This is a genomic window from Longimicrobium sp., from assembly GCF_036280135.1.
Lineage (GTDB): Bacteria > Gemmatimonadota > Gemmatimonadetes > Longimicrobiales > Longimicrobiaceae > Longimicrobium.
This window is the reverse complement of record NZ_DASURI010000815.1, coordinates 1-17,667: the sequence shown is the minus strand read 5'-3', so window position 1 is coordinate 17,667 and position 17,667 is coordinate 1. Positions and strand designations below refer to the sequence as shown.

Below are 17,667 nucleotides of genomic sequence, written 5' to 3'. Positions count from 1 at the left end.
CTCGTAGAAAGCAGGAGGCCGGCTCCCGTTGGCGGGGGCCGGTCTCCTGTTTCGCTGGCCGCGTCGGATCAGGCGCGGCGGCGGTCGCCGGAGCGGCCGTTGTCCTCGCGCTTGTCGTCCGCCTTCTTCTCGCGCCGGGGCGCGGGGGCGAAGTCGGCGCGGGTGAGCACGCCGTCACGGTCGCGGTCGTAGCGGTTGAACGTCCACCGCAGCGACTGGTCGTACTCCATGCGGGTCAGCCGGCCGTCGTGGTTGAAGTCGTTTCGCCAGGCGACGAGGCGGCTGTTGATCGAGCTCGGGAACATCCGGAGCGCGTCGTACGACTCCTGGCTGCGCTCGTACTCCCGCCGGGTGACCTGGCCGTCCTGGTTGCGGTCGGCGTGATTGAACCAGAAGGCGTTCTGGGCGGCCGCCGGCGTGGCGCTGAAGCCGGCCGCGACGGCGGCGGCAAAAACGAGATTGCGAACGATGGCACGCATGCGCGGGCTCCTGTCGTATGTGTGTAAGTCGTTGTGCAGCTTATACAAAGGTGACGTACGGGAGGGTCCGGCCGTTAGGCCATGGGGGATTAGCGATGGATGAGGACTGCACGATCCATCGTAGGGGCAATCCACACGTTTCCTCTGATCGACGGCCGTGATTGTTGCGGAGGAGACTGCGCATCCGCAGCTTCACATCGACCGAAGTTCAGGAAATCACCGCGGGCGGAGAGAGGGCGGGGGGAGGATGGCGAAGCGAGGATGCCTGCCGGCGCTGGGCCTGAGCGTCGTGACGCTGCTGGCGCTGTTCGTCGCGCTCATCGCGGCGCTGAACGCCATCGGGTGCTGCGCCATCGACTGCGAGAAGTTCCCCGAGCAGTGCGCGGAGAACGAACGCCGGCAGGAGACCGCGTCCGTCGTGCTGCTGGGCGCGCTGATCGTGGCGGCGGGCTCCGCGGGCGGGGCCATCTACGTGCTCCGCCGCCGCGGCTGACTCCGGCGTTTTACCCCAGCGCCAGCCCCTGCGCCTGGAGGGCGTCCTGAATGACGCCGAGCGCCCTGGGCCCCATCCCGTGCAGCTTCTCCAGGTCGGATGCGGGGATGCCGGCCAGCTGGCGCAGCTCCGTGTACCCCGCCGCGTTCAGCGCGCGGATCGCCGGCGCGCCGACGCCCTTGGGCCAGTCACCCTTCCGTTCGCTCGGCATCGGCTCCGTGGGTTGAAGCGCGGGAGCCGGTTTCCGTGCACGGGAATCGGCTCCGAGTATCGCACACAAGATCCTTCGTCGCCGCCATGGATCGCGCGGCGGGAAAGACCGCGCGGCGGCTCCTCAGGATGACGCTCTCGCTCGGTGGCGGGGTATACGTGGACACCGGCGCGTGCGCTACGGCTCCTCAGGACGCTCGCGGGAGCGCGGGTGTCGGCGATGGGCTGCCCGGTGCGCCGGCGACGAGAAGCCCCACTCATCGTGCCGACTACAGTGTCGCGGCGAGGGCCAGGGCCTCGATCAGGCCGCCACGGTCCACGTGGGGCACGTGGTGCCGGGCGACGGCCAGGATCTCCGGCTCGGCGTTGCCCATGGCCACAGGAGTCCCCACGGTCTGCATCACCTCCAGGTCGTTGGCGCCGTCGCCCACCATCATCACGCGCTCCAGCGGGACGCCGTACTCCGCGGCCACGGAGCGCACGGCCGTCGCCTTACTCACGCCGGGCGCCGTGACGCTGATGAACGACGTGTCCGGCATGACCGGCGACGTGCTGGCCGCGACCGCCAGCCCCTCGTGCGGCTCGCCCAGGACCAGGGGCAGCTCCGCGTGCGAAAGCACCCACTGCGCGCGAACGACGTCCGCGTCCAGCGAGAGCAGGTCGCGGCTGCGAAAGGGAACGCCCAGCAGCCCGGCGTGGCGCTCGGCGCGCTCGTCCGTGCTCTCCACGCGGTAGTCCGTGTCGCTGTACAGCTCCAGGACGCGCCCCGTCTGCCGCGCGCGGGCCACGAGCGCCTCCACGGCGGGGCGGGGAAGGCACGACGAGCGCGAGCGCCCCGTGGGCAGGTGCACGATGCTGGCGCCGTTCTGAAAGACGTGCCATCCCTCCGGGTCCAGCCGCTCCGCGAGCGCCCGCGTCAATCCGAACGCCGGCCGGCCCGAGCAGATCACCAGCCGCGCGCCGTCTGCCCGCGCGCGCTCCACCGCCTCCCAGACCGCCGGCAGCACATCGCCGGAGCTGCCCACCAGCGTGCCGTCCACGTCCACGCAAATCAGGTCGATCATCGTCCCGGCTCAAAAGACAAAAAAGATTTCTCACGCAGAGCCGCGGAGGACGCAGAGTACTTCATCGTGCGCTGTAGCCCTCTGCTGCCTCTGCTCCCTCTGCGTGAGAATGCAGTTTCCGTTCAGTCCCCGGGCGCGTGCGGTAGCGTGAGGGTAAAGACGGAGCCGCGGCCCACCGTGCTCTCCACCCGCAGGTCTCCCCCCATGCCGCGCGCCAGGTCGCGGCTGATGGCCAGGCCCAGCCCCACGCCCTGCTGGCTGTCGGCCGTGAGGTGGCGGTCCACCTGCACGAACGGGTCAAAGATGCGGCCCACCTGCTCCGCGGGAATGCCGCGCCCCGTGTCGGCCACGTGGATGCGCACACCATCGTCCGCGCGTGCGTACGTCACGGTGATGGTGCCGCCGGGGTCCGTGAACTTGATGGCGTTGGTCACCAGGTTCAGCACGATCTGCCGCGTCTTTTCCTCGTCGGCGAGGGCCATGGCCTCGGGGCTGTCGGGCGACACGTAGCGCAGGCCCCGCTGGTTGACCTGCGGCGTCACGAGCGCCTCCAGGTCCGCCAGCAGGGCGCCCACGGACACGGGCTCCAACTGGTAGCGCAGCTGCCCCGCCTCTACCCGCGCGAAGTTCAGGATGTCGTTGATGAGCGACAGCAGGTGCTGCCCGCTGCGCCGGATGCGCTCCACGTCGCCGCGCACGTCGGAGGCGAGTTCGCCGCGCACGCCCAGCAGCAGCAGGTCGGCGTAGCCCGCGATGGCGTTGAGGGGCGTGCGCAGCTCGTGGCTCATGTTGGCCAGGAACTCGGCCTTGGCGCGGTTGGCGCCCTCGGCCAGCTCGCGGCCGCGTACCTGGTCCGTGACGTCGATGGCCACCACGGCCACGGCGTACGGGGCGCCCGCCTCGTCGCGCAGGGGCTCGTAGGTGAAATTGAGGACGAGCTCCTGCGTCTCGTCCGCGCCGTAGCGCAGCTCCACGCGCATCTCCTCGGCCACGAACGCCTCGCCCGTGCGGCGCACGCGGTCCAGCACGTCGTAGATGCCCAGCGGCGCCAGCTCCGGGAACGCCTCGCGGATGGAGCGCCCCAGCAGGGGCCGGCCGCCCACCAGCCGCGCGTACGGCGGGTTGGCGAGGGTAAAGACGTGCTCCGGCCCCTCCAGCACGGCGATGGCCACGGGCGCCTGCTCAAAGGTGCGCGTGAGGTGCTGGCGCGCGTGCGCCTCGGCCTGGCGGGCGGCCTCGGCCTCGCGCAGGGCCCGCACCTTGTCCGTGACGTCCGCCGCCACGCTGGCAATGCCGTACACGCTGCCGTCCGCGTGGCGCAGGGGCTGGTATCCCACGTCAAAGAAGTACTCCTCCACCAGCCCGTCGCCGTCGCGGTCCAGCCACACGGTGCGCTCGGGGGCAAAGTACGGTTCGCCGGACGCGTACACGCGGTCCATGAGCTCCGCGAAGCCCTGGCCGTCCAGCTCGGGAAACGCCTCGCGGATGGAGCGCCCCAGCAGCGGCCGGCCGCCGCCGGGCGTCTGCGCGTAGCGGGGGCTCACCAGGGTGTAGACGTGCTCCGGGCCCTCCATGACGGCCACGGCCAGCGGCGCCTGCTCCAGCACGCTGCGAAAGCGCGTCTCGCTGGCGCGCAGGGCGGCCACGGCCTCGTCCAGCGCCTCCGTCTGCACCTCGAGCTCGGCCGCGTTCTCCTGCAGCTGGGTGTTGACCAGCTCCAGCTCCATCTGCTGGTCCGCCAGCAGGTCGTTGCGGGCCTGCAGGGCGCGCCGGGCCTCTTCCAGGGCGGCGTTGCTCTCGCGCAGCCGCTCGTTGGCGCCGGACAGCCGGTCGGCGTGCGCCTCCATCTCGCGCTTGGCGCGGCGCAGCTCCTCCTCGGACTCCTTGCGCGCCGTCACGTCCTGCACCGTGCCGATGAGCCGCACGGGCGTCCGCGCGCCGTCCTTTTCCTGGAAGATCATGCGCCCCATGGCCGCGGCCCAGCGCTCGGTGCCGTCGGGCCGCACCACGCGGTACTCGGCCTCGTAGCGCCCGTCGCCGTCCGGATCGGCCGCGCCGGTCAGGGCCGCGCCCACGCGCTCGGCGTCGTCGGGGTGCACGCGGGTGGCCAGGATCTCCACGCGGTCGCGGGGCTCGTCGGGCGCGAACGCGAACAGCTCGGCCACGCGCGCGTCGAACCGGGCGTGGTCCGCGCGCAGGTCCCACTCCCAGGTGCCCATCCGCGCCGCGTCCACGGCCAGCCGGTGGCGCACCTCGCTCGCGGCCAGCTCCGCCTGGTAGCGCCGCCCCTCCACCTGGTCCGTGGTGTCGAACAGGGTGACGAGCACGCCGCCTACGGCCCCCGCTTCGTCGTGGACGGGGCTGTAGCACAGGGTGATGTAGACGTCGTCGGCGGGTACGCCGGGGCCGCGGCGGCGCAGGCGGTACAGCTGGTCGTGAAAGGCGACGGTCTCGCCGGCCATCACGCGCTGGTAGATGGGCTCGTTGAACGCCCACGCCTCGGGCCAGCACTGGCGCGTGGGAATGCCCAGGCCCCAGGGGTGCTTGGCGCCCAGGAAGGGGATGTAGCCGTCGTTGTAGAGCTGCAGGAGGTCCGGCCCCCACAGCAGGATGTTGGGAAAGGTGGACGTCAGGACGATGCCCACGGCCGTGCGCAGGCTTTGCGGCCACGCTTCCACGGGGCCCAGCGGCGTGGCGGCCCACTCCATCCGGCGGAATCGCGCCCGCATCTCTCCGTCGCCGGCGAAGATCGCCGCGGTGTTCTCCGTCTTGCCCATTCCGTACGCCGCTTTGCGTTCGCCTTGCAATCCGTTTCCCCGTTTTCCGCGCCTTGAAGCTCGTTCCCGCGCAGGCTTTGCACAATCCGTCCCAAGGACACGCGCCCGCAAACATGCGTTGTGGATGATGACACTCTGCCGGGTGGATGGGTCCAGGCCCGGTAAAGGAACGGAAGATGTCTCACACGGGGCCTTCGGCCAACGGAGTGAACGGTAAAGATCAAAACCGTTGACCCCGTTGGCCGAAGGCCCCGTGTGACAATGCCGTTGCTCCCGATCTTCGTTCCGTCACGGGCGGGTGCCACGCCGGCACGGGCTCCGCGTGCGCCCAACCTCCCCAGGGGTTTTTGGGGGAGGTGCGAGCCTCGGCGAGCGGAGGGGGCGCCGCGTGGAGCCGGCCGATGCGCGCGATGGCCGCGGCCCGCCGATCGCGTATCCTCCCCGCTTGCGGGTGCCGCGTGCGTTGCCGATGTTCGTCCGGACACCCGAATTCCGGAGGCACACGGATGAGCTCGCCCACCGCGTTCGCGCAGGCACGCCAGGTCCTGCTGGACCACCGCGACGACCAGGACGCCGCCCGCGCGGCCTTTCGCTGGCCGCGGCTGGACCGCTTCAACTGGGCGCTGGACTGGTTCGACGCCTACGCCGCCGGCAACGACCGCCCCGCGCTGCACCTGGTGGACGACGCCGGCGCGGAAACCCTCCTCTCCTTCGCGCAGGTGTCGGAGCGCAGCACGCGCGTCGCCAGCTTCCTGCGCGAGGCGGGGGCCAGGCGCGGCGACCGGCTGCTGCTCATGCTGCCCAACGTGGTGCCCCTGTGGGAAACCATGCTGGCCTGCATGAAGCTGGGCGTCGTCATCGTCCCCACCACCACGCAGCTCACGGCCGAGGACCTGCGCGACCGGGTGGAGCGCGGCGGCATTCGCCACGTGGTGACGGACGCGGAGGGGGCCGCGCGCTTTGCCGACGTGCCCGGCGACTACACGCGCATCGCCACGGGCGAGGTGGGCGGATGGGCATCGTACGAGGACGCGTACCACTACCCCGCCGAGCTGGAGCCGCACGGCCACACCAACGCGTACGATCCGCTGCTGCTGTACTTTACCTCCGGCACCACCTCGCGCCCCAAGCTCGTGCTGCACACGCACGAGAGCTACCCCGTGGGGCACCTGTCGACGATGTACTGGATCGGGATCCGCGAGGGGGACGTGCACTGGAACGTGTCGTCGCCGGGCTGGGCCAAGCACGCGTGGAGCAACGTCTTTGCCCCGTGGAACGCGGGCGCCTGCGTGTTCGTCTTCAGCTACGCGCGGTTCGACGCCCGGCGGGTGCTGGACGCGCTCGTCCGGCACGAGGTGACGACGCTGTGCGCGCCTCCCACCGTGTGGCGCTTTCTCATCAACGAGGACCTGGGCGCCTGGCCCGTGCGCCTGCGCGAAGCCGTGAGCGCGGGCGAGCCGCTGAACCCCGAGGTCATCGAGCGGGTGCGCGCGGCGTGGGGCATCACCCTCCGCGACGGCTACGGGCAGACGGAGACGACGGCGCAGATCGGCAACCCGCCCGGGCAGCCGCTCAAGCCCGGCAGCATGGGCCGGCCCCTGCCCGGGTACGATGTCACGCTGCTGGACGTGGACGGCAACGAGGCGGACGAGGGGGAGATCGCCATCCGCCTGGATCCGCGCCCCACGCCGCTGATGTCCGGCTACCTGGACGATCCCGCGCGCACGGCCGAGGCCACCCGCGAGGGCTTCTACCGCACGGGCGACGTGGCCTCGCGCGACGCGGAGGGCTATATCACCTACGTGGGGCGCACGGACGACGTGTTCAAGAGCTCGGACTACCGCATCTCGCCGTTCGAGCTGGAGAGCGTGATGATCGAGCACCCCGCCGTGGCCGAGGCGGCCGTGGTGCCGTCGCCGGACCCGCTGCGGCTGGCCGTGCCCAAGGCGTACCTTGTGCTGCGGCCGGGGTACGAGCCGGGAAAGGCGCTGGCGGCGGAGCTGTTCCGCTTTGTGCGCGAGCGGCTGGCGCCGTACAAGCGTGTGCGCCGCATCGAGTTCGCGGACCTGCCCAAGACCATCTCCGGCAAGATCCGCCGCGTGGAGCTGCGCGCCGCCGAGGAAGGCGGCCCCCGCCCCGGCGAGTACCGCCTGGAGGACTTCCCCGAGCTGCGCGAAGGCTGATCGGGGCGGATGGGGGCGGATGGGGCGGATCAGGCAGATTCGGCAGATCGGTGGAGCGGCGGAATCGGCGGAATCGGCGGAATCGGCGGATCGACAGGGGATCGGCACCGCGGGTATGAAGCGAAGTCCCAGCCGGAGCGAATGATGCCGATTGCGGATCTGATCCGGTGAAAGCCGTCCCCGAGCCGGAGCGAATGAATTCGCCGCTGGAAAGGCACGAAGTCCGCCTGCGCGGACTGCCCCAGCGATGGCCGCCGAAGTGCACCGATGCGGGGTTCACGCGGTTGAAGCCTCGCGCAGTTTGCGAGGCTTTCCGCTGTCGTTGCGGCGACTTTAGTCGCTCCGTCTCGAGCTCGGCCTTGTCAACGCAGAATCATCCCATGACCGCCGTCGTCACCGCCGTCAGCCGAAGCCCGCGCCACAAGTTCAGCAAGCAGAACGAGCTGTGGATCCGCCTGGTCGCGGGCATCGGCGTGGAGGGGGACGCGCACGCGGGCGAGAGGGTCAAGCACCGCTCGCGCGCCCGGTGGAACCCGCATCTGCCCAACCTGCGGCAGGTGCACCTCATCCACGGCGAGCTGCACGACGAGCTCGTCGCGGCCGGCTTTCGCGTGGCGCCCGGCGACATGGGCGAGAACGTGACCACGCGCGGCATCGACCTGCTGGGCCTGCCCACGGGCACGCGCCTGCGCCTGGGCCCATCCGCCGTCGTGGAGGTGACGGGGCTGCGGAACCCCTGCGTGCAGCTGGACCGCTTTCAGCCCGGGCTCATGGAGGCCACGCTGGGCCACGACGCGGACGGCGAGCTCGTCCGCAAGGCCGGCATCATGGCCATCGTCCTCACGGGCGGCGACGTGCGCCCCGGTGACGCCATCGGCGTGGAGCTTCCGCCGGAGCCCCATCGCCCGCTCACGCCCGTCTGATCCGCCCCATCCCCTGCACCCCGGATCCGCCGATGTCGGAATACGAACCGTTCCCACCCATCACGGGGGAGGAGTTCGATGCCCTCGCCGCCTCGCCCATCGTGGAGGAGGCGCGGTTCCGGTGCGCGCGGCACGGGACCGAGGCCGGCATGGTGCGGCTGCGGGGCGGATACACGCGCGGGTGGATGGTGGAGGTGGAGAGCTTTGTCTACCGGCGGTTCCAGCGCGTGCACGAGCCGCGGGCCGAGGCGCTGCGGGAGCACATCGCCCGGGGCGACGTGCAGGAGATCTACGTGATGGACGTGGCGTGGGCGCCGTTCTACTGCGTGTACTGCAACGCCGTCTACTGCGGCGCGTGCTGGCGCACGGAGGAGATCATGGATCCCGACCTGCCCGGCTGGGTGGATTCGGTGCGCGGCGTGTGCCCCGCCGGCCACGAGCGCATGCTGAGCGACTGACGCGGCCGCGGGGACGCTTACACCGCCTGCAGCAACAGGGTGAAGGTGCTGCCGCGGCCCTCCTGGCTCTCCACGCGCAGGTCGCCGCCCATGCCGCGCGCCAGGTCGCGGCTGATGGACAGGCCCAGCCCCGTGCCCTCGGAGCGGCGCGTGCGGCTCATGTCCACCTGCACGAACGGCTCAAAGACGGACGCCTGCTTTTCCGGCGGAATGCCGATGCCCGTGTCCGTCACCCGCAGCAGCACCCTCCCCGCGTCCTCCGCCCCCGCAGCCGACGCTACCGCGGCCGACGCCACCGAGACGCGGCCGCCCTCCGGCGTGAACTTGATGGCGTTGCTCAGCAGGTTGATGAGGATCTGCTGCACCTTCTCGCGGTCCGCGCGCACGATCACGTCGTCCACCTCCACGGCGAACGCCAGCCTCTTTTGCGCCAGCTGCGGCTCCACCATGGGCGTCACGGCGGCCAGCAGCTCCGGCACGTGCACGTCCTCCAGCACGTACTCCACCCGCCCGGACTCGATGCGGGCCAGGTTCAGCACGTCGTTGATGAGCCGCAGCAGGTGCTGCTGGCTGCGGCCGATGCGCTCCAGGGCCCCCAGCTGCGCGTCCGTCACGGGGCCGTGGATGCCCATCTCCAGCAGCTGCACGTAGCCTGAGATGGCGTTGAGGGGCGTGCGAAGCTCGTGGCTCATCACGGCCAGGAAGCTGCTCTTGGCGCGGTTGGCCTCCTCGGCCGCGGCGCGCTGGCGCTCCAGCTCGTCCGTGCGGTCCAGCAGCACGTTGTTCACGCTCTGCAGCTCCTCGGCCTGCGCCTCCAGTTCGGCGGCCGCTTCCTGCAGCTGGTGGTGCTGAAGCTCCAGCTCCAGCGCCTGCTCCTCCAGCTGCTCGTTGGCTTGGCGCAGCTCCTCGGCGTGCGCCTCGGCGCGGGCGCGGGCGTCCTCGGCGTCGCGGCGGGCGCGCAGCAGCTCGTCCTCGAACTTGCGGCGCTCCCGCACCTGCATGAGCACGCAGTCGTTGGCCCACGCGCCGCCCCGCTCGCGCCGGACGGCGTTGGCCAGCACGCCCACCTCGCTGCCGTCGCGGTGGCGCAGCAGCAGAAAGATCTCTTCCGCGCGGCCCTGCAGGCGAACGAGAGGAAAGAAGTGCGTCTGGTAGAAGATGCGCGCGCCCACGCCCATCAGCCCCTCGATGAGCGTGCCCTCCAGCTCGCCGCGGCCGTAGCCCAGCATCTCCGACAGCGTGGCGTTGGCGCAGGTGATGGTCCCGTCGTCCGCGAACGAGACAAAGCCCGCCGGGGCGTGGTCCAGGAGCTCGGCGGCCCCCCCGCCGTCCACCGCGTCCGCCATCCCCCAGTCCGTCACGCGGCGAGGGCCGGCTGCAGGTAGTGGCGCATGAGCTCGATGGTTTCCTCGGGGTGGCTCATGTGCGGGCAGTGCCCCGTGGCGCGCATCACCCGCAGCGTGCTGCCGGGAAGGGCGCGGCTCAGGTACTCGCCCACCTCCACGGGCGCCACCATGTCGTCGGAGCACTGCAGGATGAGCGACGGCACCCGCAGCCGCCCCAGGTCGGCGCGGTTGTCGGAGAGGAAGGTGGCCTGGGCAAAGCGGCGCGCCACGACGGGGTCCGTGGAGCAAAAGCCGGAGGTGAGCTCTTCGCCCAGCTCCGGCCGGTCGGGGTTCTTCATGATGGCGGGCGCCAGGAAGTTGGCCCAGCCGATGAAGTTGTGGTCCATCATCTCCAGCAGCCCCTCGATGTCGGCCCGCTCAAAGCCGCCCACGTACGGCGGGTCGTTGATGTAGCGCGGCGACGGGCCGATGAGCACCAGCCGCTCGAAGCGCTCCGGCTCCTGGTTGGCCGCCAGCACGGCCACCATGCCGCTGACGGAGTGGCCCACGAGGATGACGTCGCGCAGGTCCAGGGCGTGGACCACGTCCAGCACGTCGCGCGCGTAGCCGTCCAGCGTGGCGTATCGCTCCGGGTCGTACGCGGACAGGTCGCTGTGGCCCGAACCCACGTAGTCCAGCAGGACGATGCGGTAGTCGTCCTCGAAGGCGGGCGTCACCAGCCGCCACATGTTCTGGTCGCACCCAAATCCGTGCGCGAACACCATGGGCTGGGTGCCGCGCCCGAACACCTTCACGTTGTTGCGCGTGAGGACGTCCTGCGTCATGTCCAGTTTCTGCAGAAGGTTGCCGATGCTGCTGACGGTTCCCCGCCTGCAAGCATCGTGCGCCGTGTCAGGGTTTTCTGAACAGGCGAACCCTTGCGACCCCGTGACGCGCCCCCTGATTACCGCGCCCGCCGCGGAATGAGGGACGGTAGGGTGCGGCGCGAAGACTCTTGCAGAACGTCTGTACAAGGGAAATATTCTTTTCGCGACGTTAAATACAAGTCGCACTCCCTTCTCTTCATGGAGGCCTCCATGCGTTCAGCCCCCCGCCTGACCCTGTCGCTCCTGGCCGGGCTTGCCCTCGCGGCGTGCTCCGACCCCGTCACCAGCCCGCGCGCCTCCATCGACGCGCGCGGGCCGTCCGGCATCTGCGACGACGATACCGACATCCTCAACAGCACGGCCCTGTTCATCTGCGGCCCGGGAGACCCGATCGACGGCGGAGGCGGGGATACGGGCGGGGGTGGTGGAGGGGGCGGAGGCGACACCGGCGGGGGTGATACCGGCGGGGGCGGGACGACCGATCCCTACGCGCCGCCGCCGCAGCCGTTCGACTACGATACCAGCCTGCCCATCTACTGGGGCGGATCGAGCAGCACCTGGTACTCGTGCGGCCAGACCACCAAGGCGTTCTGGGGCTACAGCAAGGACGTGACGTGGGGAACCACCATCTACCTGTCCGGCATCACCGTGCCGGGCACGCGGGTGAACTGGCGCATCTACGACGCGAACGGGCAGCTGCAGATCTCGCATCTTTCGCAGCCGTCGCGCAGCAACTGCGTGGTGCACCACGAGCCGGAGGGGGTGAGCACGTGGGGGCTCGTGCCGGGGTACTACTACCTGTACGCGTCGTACATGGGGCTGCAGGGCGCCTACGGCGTGGACAGCGCCAGCGGCTACCCGGTGGGTGTCCAGGGCAAGTACATCGGCGCCCTGCGCGTGCGCTGAGCTGGAGCGTCCTTTGGGGGACGAAGCAGGAACGGCCACGGATCGCGCGATCCGTGGCCGTTTTGTCCTGCACGTCCGCCGCCCGTGCGGCAGGCGGTCAGATGGTGCAGACGCGCGTGCCGGGGCAGCCGGGGCCGCAGGTGCCGCCGTACTGGCAGGTGGCCACGCGGCCGTCGCAGGTGCCCACCTGGCTCCAGTGCCCGTGCACGGTGCCGCGCTCCCCGCGCCCGGACGCGTCCGTCTCGAACGTCTCCACCGCCAGCCGGTCCAGATCGAGCTTGACCTTGTTCATGGGGCCTCTCCGCGTGAAGGGGTAAAGGAGGTCGACCGGAACACATCCAGCACAGTTCTGTCGATCTGCGGAATGTGTCTGGATACGTGAATGTATTCCGGGGTATGGTCCCGGCGCAACGCGTGTCGTGGTGCATCGCCGCGGTGCACCGGCGCACCCTCCCGGCCGGAGCGAATGAATTCGCCGCTGGAAGGGCACGAAGTCCGCCTGCGCGGACTGCCCCAGAGGCGAGCGCGCGGGTACACCGTCGCCCCCTCCCAGCCGAGCGGCTAAAGTCGCCGCAACGACGGCGGAAAGCCTCGCAAACTGCGCGAGGCTTCAACTGCGTGAACTCCGCCCCGGTGCACGACATCGGACGCGTGCTGGGGCACTCCGCGCGGGCGGACTTCGCGACTTCCAGCGGAGATTTCCGTCCGCTCCTGAACGGCGCCGGCTCCGCTCCGGTGCACTCGGACGGCGTGCGGCACGGGCTGTCGGCGCAGGCCGACATTGCGGTGTCACAGCCGCGATTCCAATCGCGGGGGCTGGATGCCGGACGACGTGCACGATCTCTCCCGTGACGGGACGATCGGCTGGGACTTTGCCTCTCGCCACGGTACTCGCCCGGTCTGGACCCGTCGGCGAAGGCCGACATCACGTGTTCGGTGCCGCGATTTCAATCGCCGGGGCTGGGCGCCTGCTCGTCCGCCCTGATCCTGAATCCCCCGATCCGCATCGTCCGACCGCTCGATCCATCGCGTGGAATCGCTCCACCTGCATCACCCGGGATCGCGATCCGCGCTCTCGCATCACCTGATCCGCATCACCCGATCCGCATCATCCGAGATCGCGATCCGCGCTGTCGCATCCGCCCCATCCGCAGCGCCGGGCGATACCTTCCCATCCGCCGTGCCTTCCGCAATCTTTATCCGCCCCCCCCACGCGGTCGTGCTCGATCGCCCTCCGCGCGACCGCGTTCGGCGCGGTCCCCGACCTACCCAGGCGCTCCCATGAAGACGGCGCTCCTCCTGCTCCCCCTGGGCCTCCTGGCCGCCGCGCCCCTCGCGTCGCAATCCGGCGCGCCGCCGCGGACCGGGCGCGAGTGGCTGGCACAAGCGGAGCGGCTGGAGAAGGCGGGCGACGACGCCGCCCTGCAGGCCTCCGAGCGCGCGCTGGCGCTGCTCACCGCGCCGGCGGACCGCGATGCGCGCAGGAAGGCGCTGGGCATCCAGTGCTGGGGCCGCGCCGGCGCGGTCGACCCCGATTCGCTCATCGCCCTGGCGCAGCGTGGGGAAGCCGAGGCGCGGGCCGCCGGCGACGCGCGCGAGGCCGCCAACCTGCGCGCCTGCCGCGGCTACGGGCTGGAGGGCGCGGGGCGCGTGAACGAGGCCGCCCCCGAGTACGAGGCCACGGTCACGGAGGGCCGCCGCCTGCGCGACGACCGCCTGCTGGCCCTGGGCCTCATGCTGCGGGGCGAGCTGCGCTACTACCGCGGCGACATGGCCGCGGCCCTTTCGGACCTGACGGAGTCGTACCAGCTGTACGTGCGCCTGGGCCAGGAGAGCCGCCAGCGGCACACGCTCAACGACATCGCAAACCTGTACTCCGACCGGCGCGTGGGCGAGTACGACCGCGCCATCGAGTACTACCGCCAGCTGCTGGCCAGCCACCAGGCCGCCGGCAACCAGCCCGGCATCAGCACGGCGTACTTCAACCTGGGCACCACGCTCGACACCAAGGGCGACCCCACCGCCGCGCTGCCGTACCTGCTTCGCTCGCTGGAGATCGAGCGCCGGCGGGGCGACGCGGGCGAGGTGGCCGTCGTGGAGCGCGCCCTGGGCGGCGTGCTGGTGCGCATGGGCCGGCCGGCGGAGGCCCTTCGCCGGCTGGACGCCTCGCTGGCGTACTTCGAGCGCATGGGCGAGACGGACGGCGCGGCGCGCACCCGGCTCACCCGCGGCATCGCCCTGCGCGCGCTGGGCCGCCCGGCCGAGGCGCTGGCGGAGCTGGACCGGGCGCGTCCGCACTTCGACTCCATCCAGAACCCGAGGTTCCTGGAAAAGCTGCACGACGAGCGGGCGCAGGCCCTGGCCGCCACGGGTGACTGGCGCGGCGCGTACCAGGCGCGCGGGACGCAACTGCGGCTGCAGGCGGAGCTGGCCGACCAGCTCAAGCAGGAGCACACGTCGCGGCTGCGCGTGCAGTTCGACACGGAAAAGAAGGAGACGGAGAACCGCGCCCTGCTGCGCGAGAACCGCCTGCGGGGCCAAGCGCTGGCGGCCGGGGCGCGCGTGCGGCGGCTGCAGGCCGTGGTGATCGCGCTGGCCGTGGGGATCATGGGCGTGCTGGCGGCGCTGGTGGTGCGGCACGTCTCCGCCGCGCGGCAGATGCGGACGATGGCGATGACGGACGAGCTCACGCGCCTGCCCAACCGCCGCCACCTGCTGGCCGTGGCCCACGAGCGCCTGGCCGATGCGCGCCGCGCGGGCACGCCGCTGAGCGTGCTGGCGCTGGACGTGGACCACTTCAAGCGCATCAACGACACCTTTGGCCACGACGTGGGCGACGCGGTGCTGCGGCGCGTGGCACAGGCCGCGCGCGGAGCTCTGCGGCACGACGACCACATCGGGCGCACGGGCGGCGAGGAGTTCGTGGTGGTGCTGCCCCACGCGGACGCGGGGCAGGCGGTGGACGTGGCGGAGCGCCTGCGCGTGGCCGTGGAGCGCCTGGACTGGAGCCACGTGGACGCCGCCCTGCGCGTGACGGTGAGCGTGGGCGCCGCCGAGCGCATCCCCGCGGACGGCGACTTCGCCTCCCTCGCCCGCCGCGCGGACGATTCGCTCTACCGCGCCAAGGAAGCCGGCCGCAACCGCGTCGCCCTGGCATAGGGGCGGGAGGGCGGATGCGGATCAAAGGGCACCGATCGCATTCCTTGCTCGGACTTCTGCCACGCCGAATCGGCCCGCGGAGCCAATCCGTCACCCCACGCATGCGTCATCCCGCGGAGCCGATCCGTTACCCCACGCATGCGTCATCCTGCAGAGCCGGCTCGTCACCTCACGCGATGCGCAATCCCGCGGAGCCGCCCCGTCAGCCGACCAATGCGTAGCGCGGAGCGAGTCCATCAACCCCGCGACGCGTCATCCTGAGGAGCGCCCGCGCGATCCCGCCCGTTGCACAGGCCTTGGGCGCGACGAAGGATCTTGCGTCCTGGCCACGGGGCCGGCTCTCCAGGCGGGAGCCGGCCCTGCGTGTTTTCCGGCGATGCGTTCCGTCGCGGGCGAGTCCAACGCGTGAGGCGCGCACCCGGCCCCGGCGAATGAATTCGCGGCTGTGAACCCGCAATGTCGGCCTGCGCCGACAGCTCGTGCCGCGCGCCGTGTCATGTGCACTCAGGCGGGCATCGCACTGTCCAGAGCGAATGAATTCGCCGCTGGAAAGGCACGAAGTCCGCCTGCGCGGACTGCCCCAGCCGCGCGCCAGTTCGTGTACACCGGGGCGACGTCCGCGCCGTTGAGGCCTCGCGCACTTCGCGAAGCTTTCCGCAGTGGTTGCGGCGACTTCAGTCGCTCTGGCGCACATCCGGCCCTCCCGCCCCGAATCCGCGAAATCATCCCACGGCTCCCCGTCCCGTCGCGCGCGAAAACCGTTGCGCGGACGCAGGAGGCGGAGCATCTTGCGTGCTCCACGCCCGGAGAAAATCCGCCGCTTTTCGTGAAGCGGATCCGCTCCCGGAATCCGCATCCCCCACCCTCGTTCCCGGGAGGCCGTCGCTCCACATCCGCCACCGCCGGAAGAAAATGCAATCCCGTCACATTCGCCCGCCCACAACCCCCCGGATTCCATGAACGATCCGTCCGTGCTGGACGACCGCCGCGAGCTGCGCGCGCTGCTGTGGGACGCGTGCGAGCTGGAGCACCAGCTCATGCTGCAGTACCTGTTCGCCGCGTTCACGCTCAAGAAGTTCGAGGACGACAGCTGCACCCGCGACCAGCTGGAGGCCATCCGCCGCTGGGGCTCCACCATCATGGTGGTGGCGCGGCAGGAGATGGAGCACCTGGCGCTCGCCAACGGCATCCTGAGCGCCATCGGCGAGGACCCGTTCTTTCCCCGCGACAACATCCCCCTGCGCAGCCGCTACTTCCTGGGCGAGCACCGCGCCAAGGCGGCCGCCGCCGCCGCGGAGGAGGCCGGCGGCGTGGACCCGGGGCCCACGCCAAAGGACATCGAGTTCCGCTGGGAAAAGTTCAACCGCGACACCATGGCGCGCTTTGTCTGCGCCGAGAGCCCGGACTGGCGGCACGTGCAGGGCACGGCCATGTACCCGTCGTGGTGCTTCGCGGACCCTGCCGCGGACCCCGCCCTTCGCCTGTCCGCCGCCTCGGGCCAGGCGCCGCTCAAGCTGTCGCGCTCGCACGTGGACGAGCTGGTGCGCGCCGTATCGAGCAAGGGGCTGTTCGCGTCCATCCCCGTGCACCCGGGCGCCATCCAGGAGCTGTACGGCAAGATCGACGCGTTGCTGAAGAAGCACCCCGAGTACTTCAAGGGCGTGCCGGACCGGCAGGTGTTCATCCCCGTGGAGTACCAGATCTCCGTCATCAAGATCACGGACTACGTCTCGGCCAGCGCCGCCATCGACCAGATCGTGGAAGAGGGCGAGGGGATCGAGACGCCGCCGGACTACGAGTCGCACTTCGCGCGGTTCTGGGGCGTGTACCAGGAGCTGCTGCAGATGCTGCCCACGGGCTTTGATCCCGCGCTCCCCGTGGCGATGAACCCGCTGCCCGACGAGAGCTGGATCCCGTACACCCGCGCCGTCTCGGAGCTGCTGGACGACGCGTACGTGGTGCTGCTGTACGTGCTTACGTCGCTGTACCGCAACTACGGCGGGCGCGACCGTCCGCCGTACCTTACCGAGGCGCTGCAGAACGTGGCGTTCGGCCCGTTCATGACCATGATCGTGCGCCCCGTCGCCGAGGTGCTGGTGCACCTGCGCATCCACGAGGGCGGCACGGAGACGGCGGGCCCCGTCTTTCAGCTCACGGACGAGCAGGAGGAGCGCATCTGGCCCCGTCCCTCGCTGCCCGACGTCCCCGGCGCCGGACTGGTGCCGGGCCGGCCCGGCAGCCACCGCACGGAGGAAGAGCGCGAGGCGATCACGGGGGAGCTGGACGACATCGACTTCATCCTGGGCCGCATGGACGCGCTGTGCCGGCGCCTGGCGGAGCTCTCCGGCGAGGCGAACGACGCCGAATCGGCGGAGCTGGTCTCGCAGCTGTCCACGGCCCTCGTGGAGCAGGCGGACGAGGGGTGGGCGCGCGGGCGGCTGGCGTACGTGCGCGAGAGCGCCGAGGCCATGGCCAACAACGTCCGCCGCATCTACCAGGTGGGGCAGCTTCCCCAGTTCAACGTCCAAGTGGAGTGGCCCCTATGAGCGCCCCGACGCAGAACGGCCGCATCGCGCAGCTGCTGGAGCTGGAGTTCGGCGGCTACTTCATGGCGCGCCTGGCCACGGACCCGGACCCCACGGGCGAGGAGCGGGGGATCAGCGGGTACACGATGGCGCTGGTTTCCGAGCCGCCGCTGGACCAGACCATCCGGCTGCAGCTGGACCCGGACGGACCGTTGCGCGTGCGCGACCACAACCCCGTCCGGGTGATGGACACCGGCAAGCAGGACCTGGTGCAGGTG

15 protein-coding genes are annotated in these 17,667 nt (G+C 70.9%); 8 read left to right on the top strand and 7 right to left on the bottom strand.

Features of this window, described 5'->3' with window-relative positions; translation table 11 throughout:
- Window positions 1-68 precede the first annotated feature (68 nt).
- On the bottom strand, window positions 69-479 hold the full coding sequence (locus VFZ20_RS26330) for a hypothetical protein (protein WP_329686945.1): 411 nt from the start codon (window positions 477-479) through the stop codon (window positions 69-71).
- Between the two features lie 247 nt (window positions 480-726).
- On the opposite strand from VFZ20_RS26330, the gene VFZ20_RS26325 reads away from it, so the two are divergent.
- Complete coding sequence (locus VFZ20_RS26325) at window positions 727-972, top strand: hypothetical protein (protein WP_329686944.1); 246 nt, start codon at window positions 727-729, stop codon at window positions 970-972.
- Between the two features lie 10 nt (window positions 973-982).
- On the opposite strand, the gene VFZ20_RS26320 is transcribed toward VFZ20_RS26325, so the two are convergent.
- From VFZ20_RS26320 to VFZ20_RS26310, 3 genes are all read right to left on the bottom strand, one after another.
- Window positions 983-1,183: a hypothetical protein gene (locus tag VFZ20_RS26320; RefSeq protein ID WP_329686943.1), complete on the bottom strand. Its 201-nt coding sequence runs from the start codon at window positions 1,181-1,183 to the stop codon at window positions 983-985.
- 268 nt (window positions 1,184-1,451) lie between these two features.
- Window positions 1,452-2,246: a Cof-type HAD-IIB family hydrolase gene (locus VFZ20_RS26315; protein ID WP_329686942.1), complete on the bottom strand. Its 795-nt coding sequence runs from the start codon at window positions 2,244-2,246 to the stop codon at window positions 1,452-1,454.
- A gap of 122 nt (window positions 2,247-2,368) precedes the next feature.
- Window positions 2,369-5,023: an ATP-binding protein gene (locus VFZ20_RS26310; RefSeq protein ID WP_329686941.1), complete on the bottom strand. Its 2,655-nt coding sequence runs from the start codon at window positions 5,021-5,023 to the stop codon at window positions 2,369-2,371.
- Between the two features lie 506 nt (window positions 5,024-5,529).
- Between VFZ20_RS26310 and VFZ20_RS26305 the strand changes: the two genes are divergently transcribed.
- The 3 genes from VFZ20_RS26305 (at window position 5,530) to VFZ20_RS26295 (ending at window position 8,587) form a co-directional block, all read left to right on the top strand.
- The gene (locus VFZ20_RS26305) at window positions 5,530-7,206 is read left to right on the top strand and encodes an AMP-binding protein (RefSeq protein ID WP_329686940.1); all 1,677 of its coding nucleotides are present in this window, start codon (window positions 5,530-5,532) and stop codon (window positions 7,204-7,206) included.
- A 380-nt stretch (window positions 7,207-7,586) separates the two neighbouring features.
- Complete coding sequence (locus tag VFZ20_RS26300) at window positions 7,587-8,129, top strand: MOSC domain-containing protein (protein WP_329686939.1); 543 nt, start codon at window positions 7,587-7,589, stop codon at window positions 8,127-8,129.
- Between the two features lie 32 nt (window positions 8,130-8,161).
- Complete coding sequence (locus tag VFZ20_RS26295) at window positions 8,162-8,587, top strand: hypothetical protein (RefSeq protein WP_329686938.1); 426 nt, start codon at window positions 8,162-8,164, stop codon at window positions 8,585-8,587.
- A gap of 17 nt (window positions 8,588-8,604) precedes the next feature.
- Here the strand turns inward: VFZ20_RS26295 and VFZ20_RS26290 are convergent, their stop codons facing one another.
- Both VFZ20_RS26290 and VFZ20_RS26285 read right to left on the bottom strand, forming a co-directional pair.
- On the bottom strand, window positions 8,605-9,948 hold the full coding sequence (locus tag VFZ20_RS26290; RefSeq protein WP_329686937.1) for a PAS domain-containing sensor histidine kinase: 1,344 nt from the start codon (window positions 9,946-9,948) through the stop codon (window positions 8,605-8,607).
- Complete coding sequence (locus VFZ20_RS26285) at window positions 9,945-10,757, bottom strand: alpha/beta hydrolase (protein WP_329686936.1); 813 nt, start codon at window positions 10,755-10,757, stop codon at window positions 9,945-9,947. Before VFZ20_RS26285 ends, VFZ20_RS26290 begins: the two co-directional genes overlap by 4 nt.
- A 252-nt stretch (window positions 10,758-11,009) precedes the next feature.
- Here VFZ20_RS26285 and VFZ20_RS26280 point away from each other — a divergent pair, with 252 nt between their 5' ends.
- Window positions 11,010-11,705, top strand: coding sequence for a hypothetical protein (locus VFZ20_RS26280; protein WP_329686935.1), 696 nt, complete (start codon window positions 11,010-11,012; stop codon window positions 11,703-11,705).
- A gap of 97 nt (window positions 11,706-11,802) precedes the next feature.
- On the opposite strand, the gene VFZ20_RS26275 is transcribed toward VFZ20_RS26280, so the two are convergent.
- Window positions 11,803-11,997, bottom strand: coding sequence for a hypothetical protein (locus tag VFZ20_RS26275; RefSeq protein ID WP_329686934.1), 195 nt, complete (start codon window positions 11,995-11,997; stop codon window positions 11,803-11,805).
- 989 nt (window positions 11,998-12,986) lie between these two features.
- Between VFZ20_RS26275 and VFZ20_RS26270 the strand changes: the two genes are divergently transcribed.
- The 3 genes from VFZ20_RS26270 to VFZ20_RS26260 all read left to right on the top strand — a co-directional run.
- Window positions 12,987-14,864 carry a GGDEF domain-containing protein gene (locus VFZ20_RS26270; RefSeq protein WP_329686933.1) on the top strand — a complete coding sequence of 626 codons (1,878 nt, stop codon included), beginning with the start codon at window positions 12,987-12,989 and terminating at the stop codon, window positions 14,862-14,864.
- A 956-nt stretch (window positions 14,865-15,820) separates the two neighbouring features.
- Entirely contained in the window at window positions 15,821-17,410 is a 1,590-nt protein-coding gene (locus VFZ20_RS26265) for a ferritin-like domain-containing protein (RefSeq protein ID WP_329686932.1), read from the top strand.
- Window positions 17,407-17,667 (top strand): hypothetical protein (locus VFZ20_RS26260; RefSeq protein WP_329686931.1); only part of this gene is annotated, 261 nt, incomplete at its 3' end. The genes VFZ20_RS26265 and VFZ20_RS26260, both read left to right, overlap by 4 nt.

Bases quoted from the DNA above. Each gene is read 5' to 3' on its own strand.
- VFZ20_RS26265 (WP_329686932.1), top strand. From the start codon at position 15,821: ATGAACGATCCGTCCGTGCTGGACGACCGCCGCGAGCTGCGCGCGCTG.
- VFZ20_RS26275 (WP_329686934.1), bottom strand. From the start codon at position 11,997: ATGAACAAGGTCAAGCTCGATCTGGACCGGCTGGCGGTGGAGACGTTC.
- VFZ20_RS26295 (WP_329686938.1), top strand. From the start codon at position 8,162: ATGTCGGAATACGAACCGTTCCCACCCATCACGGGGGAGGAGTTCGAT.
- VFZ20_RS26315 (WP_329686942.1), bottom strand. From the start codon at position 2,246: ATGATCGACCTGATTTGCGTGGACGTGGACGGCACGCTGGTGGGCAGC.
- VFZ20_RS26305 (WP_329686940.1), top strand. From the start codon at position 5,530: ATGAGCTCGCCCACCGCGTTCGCGCAGGCACGCCAGGTCCTGCTGGAC.
- VFZ20_RS26285 (WP_329686936.1), bottom strand. From the start codon at position 10,757: ATGACGCAGGACGTCCTCACGCGCAACAACGTGAAGGTGTTCGGGCGC.
- VFZ20_RS26320 (WP_329686943.1), bottom strand. From the start codon at position 1,183: ATGCCGAGCGAACGGAAGGGTGACTGGCCCAAGGGCGTCGGCGCGCCG.
- VFZ20_RS26270 (WP_329686933.1), top strand. From the start codon at position 12,987: ATGAAGACGGCGCTCCTCCTGCTCCCCCTGGGCCTCCTGGCCGCCGCG.
- VFZ20_RS26325 (WP_329686944.1), top strand. From the start codon at position 727: ATGGCGAAGCGAGGATGCCTGCCGGCGCTGGGCCTGAGCGTCGTGACG.
- VFZ20_RS26310 (WP_329686941.1), bottom strand. From the start codon at position 5,023: ATGGGCAAGACGGAGAACACCGCGGCGATCTTCGCCGGCGACGGAGAG.
- VFZ20_RS26280 (WP_329686935.1), top strand. From the start codon at position 11,010: ATGCGTTCAGCCCCCCGCCTGACCCTGTCGCTCCTGGCCGGGCTTGCC.
- VFZ20_RS26330 (WP_329686945.1), bottom strand. From the start codon at position 479: ATGCGTGCCATCGTTCGCAATCTCGTTTTTGCCGCCGCCGTCGCGGCC.
- VFZ20_RS26300 (WP_329686939.1), top strand. From the start codon at position 7,587: ATGACCGCCGTCGTCACCGCCGTCAGCCGAAGCCCGCGCCACAAGTTC.